Consider the following 11,932-nt stretch of genomic DNA (forward strand, 5'->3'; position numbering starts at 1 on the left):
TTTAAAAAAGATTGTTTCTTCATTTGTTAGAGAAATAAGAATATATGAGGAAACTTATGAAATAGATTTTTTTGTAAGAGCACCACAAAGTGGTGCGAATAGTTATAGGGTCGCTCCTTCGGCACCAGAATACTAAAAAGGAGTTTAGGCTTTTAAGCTTAAACTCCTTTTTCAAATTAAAATATTATTTTAAGGGCATATTTATTATATTAGCAAAATGTGATTTATTCTATTATTGGAATCATAATTTTTTATTTGGAGGTTAAAAAATTGAAAAAAACATTATCTATTATTTTAATTATAGTTGGTATTATTTTAATATTGACCCCTTTTTTAACAGAACAAATAATAAAATACCATAATAAATCCGCCTCTTTAGATGAAATAACAGAAAAAAATATGAGTGAAAATAATAAAAAAGAGGCAGATTTTGATTTCTCTAGTGTAGAAGATGTAAATATAAAAGCTGTTATAAATGGCACAATGAATTATAATAAGGATCTTGTAATAGGAGTATTAATAGTTCCTGATTTAGGAATTGAACTTCCAATATTTAAAGGCTTAACAGATGCCAATCTTATATCTGGAGCTGCTACTATGAAGCCTGAACAATCAATGGGAAAAGGAAATTATCCCTTAGCAGGTCATAATATGAAGAACAAGAATTTATTATTTGGTAGCCTTATGGATATAAAAATAGGAACCAAAGTTATTATATCAGATAAAAATTATATATATGAATATAAAATATATGACACCATTGTAGTTCCTGACAACGCTATGGACATGCTTGATGATTATAAATCTGAAGAAAAAGGTAAACCAATAATTTCTTTAATGACCTGTTATCATTCTTCTAAAACTGGAAAAAGATTTTTTGCTTTAGGAGAATTAGTTGATAAATATCCTTTTAATGATAAATATATTACTAATTAAAACTAAACTATCTATATAATTATACTATTTGCTTTTTTGTGCTTTTGGATCAGCTATAGTTTCATACATTCCCATTGATGTCATAGTAATTAGGATTGAATTTATTGTTGTGAGAAGTACACCTTGAATTCCTTCTCCAGTTCTAGCAAAAATAAATGTTAAAATAATAGAAATAATAAATGTGTAAATTCTTACAGCTCCATCAACAAAATTCTTTTTTATGAGTGGTTTTGTAAACTGGACTATAATAGATACTGCAGCTACTAACCCCGCAAAGGTACTTAATGTATCAGGTGTCATAAAATTATCATACATACAAACCCCCCTTTCCACTACTATCTTCTATATCTATATGCAAAAATTTTAATTTATATCCTATTAAAAAAACTAGGGTAGTTTATTTCCCTAGTTCTTTTATATTATTTCTTCCTTTTTTCAAATTATAATATATTTAAATATAAGCCTCAGCCTATACTATTCATCAATCCTCCAAATTTTTCACGTGTAAATATTTATCTATAAAAAATATTATTCCTAAAGCTATTACTCCTAAAAGCATTTCCAAAGTTGTAGATGAACTTATAAGCATTTTCCTTGAAATTGCATATAGCATAACTTCCAGTACACTCCCTGGATGATGCTTAATAAGCATGAGAGCCAGTTCAAGTCCTACTACTAATAGAAGTATATGGGAAAGAAACCCTTGTAAGATTTCATAAGAGCCTAAGGCTTCTGTCGCAAATATTTTATATATTAATGATAACATGTCTTTACAGCTTATTACAACTGCTGCTAATATAAAAAGTGCAAGACCTAATTCTAGCCACATTATAACATTGCTTATAACAAACTCTAATTTTTTAAACTTCTTCTTATTTTTCTGTCCCATTAAATCGCTCCTTTATCATTTGCCAATTAACATATTTACATCCATAAGCTTTTGTTGTAATTCTAACAAATCATTTTTTAATTTATTATATTCTTTTTCTAAAAATTCTGGTTCTATTAATTCATCGATCCTGTATATAATTGATTCAAATTGGTCATATACTTCTTGCAACTCTTTTTCTATGTCTTCTTTTTGCTTAATAGGTTCTAATGCCTCACCAGTATGGATTTGAACTAAACTTTCCTTTACTTCAAAAGCATCTCCAATATTCGGTATTATAATTTCAAGTTTAAAATTTTCTTTAATTAATTTTGCAAATTCCTTAGAAGATTTCTCTTCTCCATGAACTATAAAAACTTTTTTTTGGTTTCTTTTTAAATTTACTTATCCAATTAAGTAAAAATTTTTGATCTGCATGACCTGAAAAACCTTTTAAATCATGTATTTCAGATTCTATGACTATATCCTCACCTAAAATCTTAGTCTTTTTTATTCCATCTAATATCTTTCTTCTTAAAGTTCCCTCTACCTGATATCCTACAAAAACCAAACTATTTCTACTTTGCCATAAATTATGTTTTAGATGATGACGAATCCTTCCAACTGTACACATCCCACTTGATGATATAATTACTTTTGGAAAAGTGTAATGGTTAAGCCTCATAGATTCCTCTTAACTTTTTATATAATGCAAATTATCAAATTGGAAAGGATTATCTCCATTAAAATTCCCCCATAAAGATACTTATATTAATATTATATCTGATTATTCTACAAAAAGTATAGTTTTATATTAAAAGAAGACCCTAGAAAATTCTAGGGTCTTCTTTTAATATTATTTTTCAAGATATTTCTCTATATCCATACCTTCCATTACTGCTTTTTTTGCTTTAATCATTTTGGATAGTTCTCCAAATAGTATAACTCCTGTAACTTTTCCATTAGTAACAAATACCTTATGATGTATATTTTCTCCATCTTTATGCTCGTAAACTTTATCAAATTCTTTTACATTACCTGCAGAAAATAAGGATATATCACCAATTCTTAAAGTAGTAAAAGGTGTTGGAGATATGTATTCTTTCATATTTCCTGTCATATTCCCCCCAACAATTTTCCCTTGTTCATTTCCAGCAGTCCAAAGTCCTAATACTACCCCTTCAACTTCCGCTACATCTCCCGCAGCATATATATTATCTATATTGGTTTTTAAATATTTATCTACTAGTATTCCTCTGTTAAACTCTATATTAGTATCTCTGACTAAATCTAAATTTGATCTTATACCTGATGAAAACAATATAGCATCTGTAGAAATCTTCCTATCTTCATTTAGTTTTATACCTGTAGCCACATCTTCCCCCAATATTTCTTCAGCTGCAGAATCTAAATAGAGATTGAATCCAGTATTTCTTAACTTTTGTTCTAGTTTTCTAGAAATTTCTTCATCTAATTGTCTTCCAAGTAGATAAGTAGAATGTTCTATAATATCTACCTCTTTACCTAATTGTTTTATAGACCAAGCTGCCTCGAGGCCTAAAAGTCCTCCACCAATGATAGTAATTTTCTTACAGTTTGAAAAATAATTTTGGATATACCTTAAATCGTTAAATGTTCTAAGGGCAAATACCCCTCTTTTATACTTACCTGCTACCGGAGGTATGAAGGGCCTACTTCCTGTAGCTAATAGTAGCTTTCCATATTGTACCTTTCTTCCATCATCTATTTTTATTATGTTATTATTTACATCTATTTCTTCAACTATTTTATTTAATATTACTTCAATATTCTTTTCTTTATACCATTCTTCTTTTTTAACTAAAATATCTTCATCTTCAACTTCTTTGCATAAACATTCAGTAAGCTTTACTCTATAATAAGTACAATAAGGTTCATTAGACACTATAGTAATAGTCCCTCTATCATCATTCTTTCTTATTTCTTCTGCCGCTGCCAAACCTGCAATTCCATTTCCTATAATCAAATAATCAACTTTTTTTATATCCATAAGACCATCTCCTCACTAATGTTAAATATCTAACTAGTTAATTGTTACCCTAAAATAATTTTATTACACAAAATCTAATTTTATTAATAGCATAGTAAATACTAATACTCTGCTTTTATCTCCGTCCATATTATATCGTATTGTGTAATAAAGTCTGATGGATCTTTAAAAATTTCACATCTATCTAGCTCTTCATTACTAGGATAAGCTACTTTACTATTTTTAATATCTTCTGGCAACTTCTTTATAGCCTCTTTATTTGCCGTTGAATATCCAATATAATCAGTATTTCTTACTGCTATATCTGGTCTACACATAAAATCAATAAATAATTCTGCTTCCTTTTTATTTCTAGAAGTTTTTGGTATCACTATATTGTCAAACCAGATATTTGAACCTTCTTTAGGAATTATATATTCTAAATCCTTATTATCTCTAATTGCAGCTGTAGCATCTCCAGACCATACTACAGCTAGATCAGCTTCTTCTGCTACCATCAAATCTTTAACTTCATCTATTACATAAGTATATACTAAAGGTTTTTGTCTTATCAGTTCTTTTTTAGCTTTCTCCAATTCTCCTATATTTCTACTATTCATAGAATAACCTAATTTCTTAAGTGCTACGCCTATAGAATCTCTTTGACTATCTAACATAATTATTTCGTCTTTATACTTTTTATCCCATAGTATCCGCCAACTATTTACCTTTTCTTTAACTACATTTTTATTATAAAGTATACCTACTGTTCCCCATAAATAAGGAACTGAATATTTATTTCCTGGATCAAAAGATAAATCTGTAAATCTTTCATCTATATTTTTAAAATTAGGGATATTATTTTTGTCTAATTCATACAACATATCTTCATTTATCATTCTTTCAATCATATAGTCAGAGGGAAATGCTATATCATAATTTCCTGCACCTGATTTAAGTTTCACATACATATCCTCATTAGTAGCAAAAGTACTATAATTTACTTTTATACCATATTCATTTTCAAAGTCCTCAATCACAGTAGGGTCTATATAATCTCCCCAATTATATATATTTAAAACAGTTCTGTTTTCTTTACATCCTGTAAATACAAGACTTATTATAGATATTGTAAATAGTATTAGTATTATTTTCTTCAATTTCATCATATAAGATCACCTCTACTTTTCATATCTTTAGAAGTTCTCTTATTTATTATAATTAATAATCCTAATACACTTAAAAACATTAAAGTAGATAATGCATTGATAACTGGATTAATTCCCCTTCTAGCCATAGAATATACTGTAATACTTAAATTTGTAACTTGCGGTCCTGTTGTAAAAAAACTAATAACAAAATCATCTATAGAAAGTGTGAAAGCAATTAATGCTCCTGTCACTATTCCCGGCATTATCTCTGGTATAATAACTTTTCTCAATGCATAAAAAGGAGTAGCTCCTAAGTCCATTGCAGCCTCAGCTAAATGCCTATTTAACTGTTTAAGTTTAGGTAATATAGATAATATGACATAAGGTATATTAAAAGTTATATGTGCTAATAGCATAGTAAGGAATCCAAATTCAATATTTGCAAATCTAAATAATGTCATTAAAGATACTGCAGTAACTATATCTGGGTTTAATATAGGTAAATAATTTAAATTCAAAACTATCTTTTTTCCCAAATAGTTCATATTATATATTCCTATAGCTGCAAAAGTGCCTATTATAGTTGAAATCAATGAAGATAGTATTGCTATTAGAACTGTATAATAGAGGGCTGTAAGAACTTCTTCATTTTTAAAAAGTTCTACATACCACTTAAAGGTAAAACCAGTCCATACACCTCTAGATTTTGAACTATTAAAAGAAAATATAATAAGTATGATAATGGGAGCATATAAAAATAAAAATATTAAAGTTGTATAAATTTTCTTTAGAGATTTATTTACCATAGGCCGCCTCCTTTTCTATCTCCATCAAACTTTGTCATTATACCCATAGAAATAAGTATAAATATCATCATAACTATGGATATAGCAGAGCCAAAATTCCAATCTCCTGACCATAGAAATTGTTGTTCAACTAAATTTCCAATAAGCATATACTTTCCACCACCTAATAAACTAGTGATAACAAAAGTGCTTACTGCTGGCATAAATACCATAGTAAATCCTGAGACAATACCAGGTATACTTAGTGGAAATATTATTTTTGTGAAAACTTCTAATTTACTAGCACCTAAATCTTCAGCAGCTTCTATTAAACTTTTATCAATTTTAATTAAAATTGAATAAATAGGCAATACCATAAAAGGTAAAAAGTTGTATATCATTCCCAATAGTATTGCCTTGTCATTATATATTAAACTTAAAGGTGCAAAACCTAATTTTTTTATAATATAATTTATAAGTCCATTTCTTCCTAATAAGGTTAGCCATGCATAGGTTCTAAGTAAAAAATTCATCCACATAGGCAGAATAAAAAGGAGTATCATTGCATTTCTCTTTTTTATTTTCTCCCTTGATATGATCATAGCCATAGGATAACCTAATAAAAAACAAATTAATGTAGATTTTAAAGCAAGGTTAATAGATCTTCCTAATACTTTTAAATATGTAGGATTCATAAACCTTTTAAAGTTATCTAATGTAAATTGAAACTCTCCTATTTTAAATACATCTCCTGAAGTTATACTAAAAAATAAAATTAACACTAAAGGAATTACTATAAAAATTATCATCCATACTATATAAGGATATGAAGTCCATTTTAATTTCACCTATCTCACCTTCTTCATTACATGAATATTCTCTGGCAAAACAGAAAGTCCTACTAAAGTACCTACTGGCGTCATATTTGTACTATGAACCTTCCATAAGAAATTTTCACTTTCAACTAAAATTTCATAATGAACCCCTTTAAAAGTAACAGATGTGACTTTTCCTTTCAATTTTGCCTCATCAGATTTTTCAATAACTAAATCTTCTGGTCTAATAACTACATCTATCTCTTCATTTTCTTCAAACCCACTATCTACACAATCAAATATAATATTTTCAAATTCTACAATAAAATCTTTGTGCATTATTCCATCTATTATATTGCTTTCTCCTATAAATTTTGCTACAAAGGCATTTTTAGGCTCATTATATATATCAACTGGTGTACCTATTTGTTGTATCTCTCCATTATCCATTACTGCTATAGTATCTGACATAGTTAGTGCTTCTTCTTGATCATGAGTAACATATATAAAAGTAATTCCTAGACTTTTTTGCATGTTTTTTAACTCCATTTGCATTTCTTTTCTCAATTTTAAATCCAATGCACCTAAAGGTTCATCTAATAATAATACTTTTGGTTTATTGACAAGAGCTCTTGCAATAGCAACTCTCTGCTGTTGACCTCCACTTAGTGAATCAATAGACCTATTTTCAAACCCTACAAGATTAATAGTTTTAAGTATATTTTCTACTCTTTCTTTAATTTCAAGTTTTGGGATTTTCTTTATTTTTAATCCAAAAGCTATATTTTCAAATACATTCATATGAGGAAATAGGGCATATTTCTGAAAAACTGTATTTATTTGTCTCTCATAAGGTGGTATGTCAGTAATATTTTTACCTTCAAAAACAACTTCTCCAATAGTAGGTTGTTCAAAACCACCAATAATTCTTAAAGTAGTAGTTTTTCCACAGCCACTAGGACCTAATAATGTTAAAAATTCATTTTTCCTTATATAGAGATTTATATTTTTTAAAACTTCTAGCTCATCATATTCTTTATATATATTTTTTAAATCTATTATTATGTTTTTTTCCAAAATAATCCCCCCTACTTCATTTTAAAAACTTGGTGGTGTACTAACCCAAAGTACTCTTGCAATAGTTTTTCCTCTATTTGATATATAATGATTGGCATTAGCTTTAAAATAAAAGCTTTCACCTTTTCTCACTCTATGTGTTTCACTGCCTATACAAACATTTATGATTCCTGAAATCACATATCCAAACTCTTCTCCCTCATGAGGAGAATCTTCCTTTGATCTGCCTTCAGGTTCTAGTTCAATAACTATTGGTTCCATTAAATTTTTTTGAGCATTTGGAACTACCCATTTTAAAGTATATCCATAATCTTCATTTTGACTAATAAATGCATCTTCTTTAGAAAACACTATTTTCTCCTCTTCAATATCATTGAAAAAATCTTTTAAATTTGTTCCAAGTCCATCTAATATATCTACTAAAGTTGCAATAGATGGAGAAGTTAAATTTCTTTCTACCTGAGAAATGAAACCTTTTGTCAACTCAGATCTATCTGCTAATTCTTCTTGAGTCAATGAGTTTTTAACTCTTAATCTTTTAATTTTCTCGCCAATGTCCACAAATAGCCTCCTAACAATATTCATTGTATATTAAACTTTAAGTTTATAATTACTAAACTTTTTAACTATTTCATTATAGTCAATACTATATATAAAAGTCAATAGTTTTTATTTCAAAAATCATATAATTTAGTATATAAATAAGAGAGCTATTCATAAGGGTATACCCTTATGAATAGCTCTCTTATTTATATTGATTCTTAATATAACTACCAACCTCTACCAGCTCCTCCCCCTCCAGAGGAACCGCCGCCACCTTTATTGTCATGATCATTATTAGAACCCCCGCCAAATCTAATACTTCCTAAAATACTATAAGTTAGCCAGCCATTAAAAAATCTAAAATCTATAAACAAAAATATTATTATGCCAATGGCTACTAATATCTTTTTAAATTTATCAAATATATTGAAACTCCTGTTTTTTTCATTATAATCATGACTAAAATTTTCACTAATATTTCCTCGTCCTAAATCTATACTATATTCTTCTTCTATAGAATCTAATATAGAATTAAATCCTTGGAGTACTCCTTCTGAATAGTTTTCTTCTTTAAAATATGGAGAAATATTTTTATCTATAATTCTTCCTACTTTTCCATCTGGTAATGCTCCTTCAAGTCCATATCCTATTTCTATCCATATTTTTTTCTCATTAGGTGCTATTAATATTAGAACACCATTATCAAATTCACTACTTCCTATACTCCATTTCTCAAACAATAAATTAGCATACTCTTTAATATCTAAATCATTTAAGTTTTCAATAGTAGCTACTACTACTTGAGCATCAGTTTTTTCATAGAGTACTTCATTAGTTTTTATTATATAATTTTCCACTTCATTATCTATTAGATTAGCAGCATCATATACATAAAACTCCTTTGAAGGCTCTGGTAGTTGAATATCAGACCACGCAATACTATAAGATAATAATAGAGATAACAATATTATAAATAAAAATCTCCTTCTTTTTTCCATCTAATTCACCCTAATTAAAAATTTACATCTGGTGCTTTTGAGTCCTCTGGGCTTATTTTAAAATACTCTCTTTTTTCAAAACCAAATAATCTTGCTAAAATATTAGTTGGAAATCTTCTAATTGTAGTATTATATTCTTTGACTGATTCATTATATCTCCCACGTTCTGTAGCTATCCTATTTTCTGTACCTGATAATTCATCTTGGAGATTTAAAAAATTTTCATTTGCCTTAAGTTCAGGATAGTTTTCTACAACTGCATATAATTTAGTTAAAGCATTGTTTAGTTCTGTATTAGCATCTGCATATTCTCCAGGAGAGTTTGCAGAATTGAATTTGCTCCTTGCTTCAGTTATACTTGTCAACACTTCTTTTTCATGCTTGGCATAACCTTTTACAGTATTTACTAAGTTTGGTATCAAATCAGCTCTTCTTTTAAGCACATTTTCTACTTGTGCCCATGAACTGTCTACCTTTTCATCCATTGTATTAAGCTTATTATAAGAAGTTACCAACATTATTATAACGATAGCTATTATTGCAATAGTTACTAACTTTTTTCTTTCCATCAATATCCTCCTCAAATAGTATTCATATATATGATACTATAATACCATGATTTTTTCTATAAAAACATGAATAGATTTTATACTGAAAACGAAAAGATAAGCTGGATATCCAGCTTATCTTCTTTTGTTTTTAAGCATGAACTTTCTTTTTAGATTTTTCTTCTTGGGATTTCTCCCATAATTCATCAGCGGTTTTTGCCCATTCCTTTGATATTTCTTCTGTTTTAGCAGTTAAATCTTCAACTTCTTCCCTATCTATTGGTTGAGTAGAATAAGCGTCAGATTTTTTAACCATCTCTCTTAATTTTTCTGGATTATCTAATAATGGACAAGGTCTTAGATGATTTTTATTAAAAGGTTGATTCTCTTTATATTGTTTAAATAATGGTGATTGTAATGCTTCTATTAAACTTACATCTTTAATATTCACATTTGAATAATGAATAAAGGCACATGGTTCTACATCTCCACTAGAATTTATATGAAGATAATTTTTACCTCCAGCAATACATCCATTAACATATTCTCCATCATTCCAGAAATCTAATGCAAATATTGGTTTTTCTTTTCTAAAGTTTCTAACTTGATCATACATAAATTTACGTTGTTCTGGTGTAGCTATTAAATCTGTTACTGCGTCTTTTCCTATTGGTATATAAGTAAAGTACCATCCAAACATACAACCTTTATCTATCAAGAAATCTAGGTACTCCTCTGAGCCAACTGCATCTGTATTATACTTATGATAACATGTGGAAAATCCAAACACTACTCCTTCTTTTTTAAGAAGATCCATAGCTTCCATTACATGGTTAAAAGTTCCGTCTCCTCTTCTCATATCTGTTTCTTTTTCAAAACCTTCAACACTTATTGCAAGACCAAAGTTTCCAAGTTCTCCTAATTTTTTAGCAAATTCCTCATCTACAAGAGTTGCATTAGTAAATGATAGGAAAGAACAATCGCTATGTTTCTCAGCTAATTTTATTAAATCATCTTTTCTTACTAAAGGTTCTCCACCTGAGAATATATACATATATATACCAATTTCTTTTCCTTCTTTAATGATCCTATCCAAAGTATCATAGCTTAGAGAATCTGTTTTTTCATATTCTGCCGCCCAGCATCCGGTACATTTTAAATTACATGCACTAGTAGGATCCATTAGTATAGCCCATGGTACATTGCAATTATATTTTTTCTCCATTTTATCTTGAATAGGTATGCCAACAATCCCAGAGTTCACCATATAGTTAATTAAGAATTTCTTTCTTGTATTTGGTGACAATTCATCAAAATATCTTTCCATTAATTTATACCAATTATTATCTGGATCACTTATTATATCTCTGAAATTCTGTAGATATCTTTTATGGTTTTCTCTAGTTATTAATTTTTCTGACCAATCTAACAATTTAGGCATATTTTCCATTGGATTTTTCTCTATATATTTTACACCTTCATTCATCAAAGCAGTGCTAACAATTTTTTTTACACTAGCCATGATAACTCCCCCCCTACTATTTAGTGTGCTCTAAGGCCATCTATTAAGAGATTAACTGAATTCAACTTTTTTTGCATATTTATATCGTTATTAAAGGCTGATTGGACTGTAAAAGATTCTATAAAAGAATAAATAGTATCAGCCATGCCTTCACTATCAATACTTTTGATTTCTTTAGCTTCAATACCTTGAACTATCAATTTATTGATAGAGTTCTTTAATCCTTCAGTATAGTCTCTTAACCTACTTAAAAGTTCATTATTTTCCCTTTTTAAAATAATCCATATTTCTGCCAATAAAACAAATATATAATTCTGTTCATATTCACTAGTTAATTCAAATACTAGCTTTTTTAATTTTTCTATAAATGTTAAATTATCATTTTCTATAATAGCTTCTACTTTCTCCTGCAAATCAATTAGTATATCTTCTACTGAATAGTAAAATATTTCATCTTTATTTTTAAAATACTGGTATATAGTAGTTCTTCCCATGCCACATCTGCTAGATATATGTGCTAAATTTGTATTATAATATCCTCTTTTTGCAAAAACTTCTTTAGCTTTTTCTATAATTTCTTGCTTCTTAGTTTCATAATCTACAATTTTTGGCAAATGGTATTTGATCCTCCTTTCTTTTTCTGACACTCCTGTCTATCTAATTTTATCATAATAGACACTG

The 11,932-nt window shown here is 28.3% G+C and carries 15 protein-coding genes; 1 reads left to right on the plus strand and 14 read right to left on the minus strand.

What is annotated here, in order from left to right:
* The first annotated feature begins 270 nt into the window (after positions 1–270).
* Positions 271–936 (plus strand): class A sortase, encoded by a 666-nt coding sequence (locus NSA23_RS15605; protein ID WP_050069770.1) that lies wholly within the window; start codon positions 271–273, stop codon positions 934–936.
* Between the two features lie 24 nt (positions 937–960).
* Here the strand turns inward: NSA23_RS15605 and NSA23_RS15610 are convergent, their stop codons facing one another.
* The 14 genes from NSA23_RS15610 to NSA23_RS15675 form a co-directional block, all read right to left on the minus strand.
* Positions 961–1,251, minus strand: coding sequence for a hypothetical protein (locus NSA23_RS15610; protein ID WP_042681055.1), 291 nt, complete (start codon positions 1,249–1,251; stop codon positions 961–963).
* Positions 1,252–1,417: 166 nt separating this feature from the next.
* On the minus strand, positions 1,418–1,825 hold the full coding sequence (locus tag NSA23_RS15615; RefSeq protein ID WP_257490754.1) for a hypothetical protein: 408 nt from the start codon (positions 1,823–1,825) through the stop codon (positions 1,418–1,420).
* A gap of 15 nt (positions 1,826–1,840) precedes the next feature.
* Entirely contained in the window at positions 1,841–1,996 is a 156-nt protein-coding gene (locus tag NSA23_RS15620; protein ID WP_246119192.1) for a hypothetical protein, read from the minus strand.
* A gap of 151 nt (positions 1,997–2,147) precedes the next feature.
* Positions 2,148–2,489 carry an MBL fold metallo-hydrolase RNA specificity domain-containing protein gene (locus NSA23_RS15625; protein ID WP_050069771.1) on the minus strand — a complete coding sequence of 114 codons (342 nt, stop codon included), beginning with the start codon at positions 2,487–2,489 and terminating at the stop codon, positions 2,148–2,150.
* Between the two features lie 171 nt (positions 2,490–2,660).
* Entirely contained in the window at positions 2,661–3,833 is a 1,173-nt protein-coding gene (locus NSA23_RS15630; RefSeq protein WP_042681059.1) for an NAD(P)/FAD-dependent oxidoreductase, read from the minus strand.
* Between the two features lie 101 nt (positions 3,834–3,934).
* On the minus strand, positions 3,935–4,972 hold the full coding sequence (locus NSA23_RS15635) for an ABC transporter substrate-binding protein (protein WP_042681078.1): 1,038 nt from the start codon (positions 4,970–4,972) through the stop codon (positions 3,935–3,937).
* A gap of 5 nt (positions 4,973–4,977) precedes the next feature.
* Positions 4,978–5,769, minus strand: coding sequence for an ABC transporter permease (locus NSA23_RS15640; protein ID WP_042681061.1), 792 nt, complete (start codon positions 5,767–5,769; stop codon positions 4,978–4,980).
* Positions 5,763–6,596 (minus strand): ABC transporter permease, encoded by an 834-nt coding sequence (locus NSA23_RS15645; RefSeq protein WP_257490755.1) that lies wholly within the window; start codon positions 6,594–6,596, stop codon positions 5,763–5,765. The genes NSA23_RS15640 and NSA23_RS15645 overlap by 7 nt, the downstream gene beginning before the upstream one ends.
* The gene (potA, locus tag NSA23_RS15650) at positions 6,597–7,640 is read right to left on the minus strand and encodes a spermidine/putrescine ABC transporter ATP-binding protein (protein WP_042681063.1); all 1,044 of its coding nucleotides are present in this window, start codon (positions 7,638–7,640) and stop codon (positions 6,597–6,599) included.
* Positions 7,641–7,661: 21 nt separating this feature from the next.
* Positions 7,662–8,201, minus strand: a complete 540-nt coding sequence (locus NSA23_RS15655; protein WP_042681065.1) for a helix-turn-helix domain-containing protein — start codon at positions 8,199–8,201, stop codon at positions 7,662–7,664.
* Between the two features lie 209 nt (positions 8,202–8,410).
* Positions 8,411–9,181: a TPM domain-containing protein gene (locus NSA23_RS15660; RefSeq protein WP_050069772.1), complete on the minus strand. Its 771-nt coding sequence runs from the start codon at positions 9,179–9,181 to the stop codon at positions 8,411–8,413.
* 14 nt (positions 9,182–9,195) lie between these two features.
* Positions 9,196–9,750 carry a LemA family protein gene (locus NSA23_RS15665; RefSeq protein ID WP_042681067.1) on the minus strand — a complete coding sequence of 185 codons (555 nt, stop codon included), beginning with the start codon at positions 9,748–9,750 and terminating at the stop codon, positions 9,196–9,198.
* A 130-nt stretch (positions 9,751–9,880) separates the two neighbouring features.
* A complete protein-coding gene (locus NSA23_RS15670; protein ID WP_042681070.1) occupies positions 9,881–11,251 on the minus strand; it encodes a radical SAM/SPASM domain-containing protein in 1,371 nt (456 codons plus the stop codon).
* Positions 11,252–11,271: 20 nt separating this feature from the next.
* Positions 11,272–11,865 (minus strand): TetR/AcrR family transcriptional regulator, encoded by a 594-nt coding sequence (locus NSA23_RS15675; RefSeq protein WP_042681072.1) that lies wholly within the window; start codon positions 11,863–11,865, stop codon positions 11,272–11,274.
* Between the last annotated feature and the right edge of the window lie 67 nt (positions 11,866–11,932).

It is taken from the genome of Anaerosalibacter massiliensis, from assembly GCF_024623155.1.
Taxonomy (GTDB): domain Bacteria; phylum Bacillota; class Clostridia; order Tissierellales; family Sporanaerobacteraceae; genus Anaerosalibacter; species Anaerosalibacter massiliensis.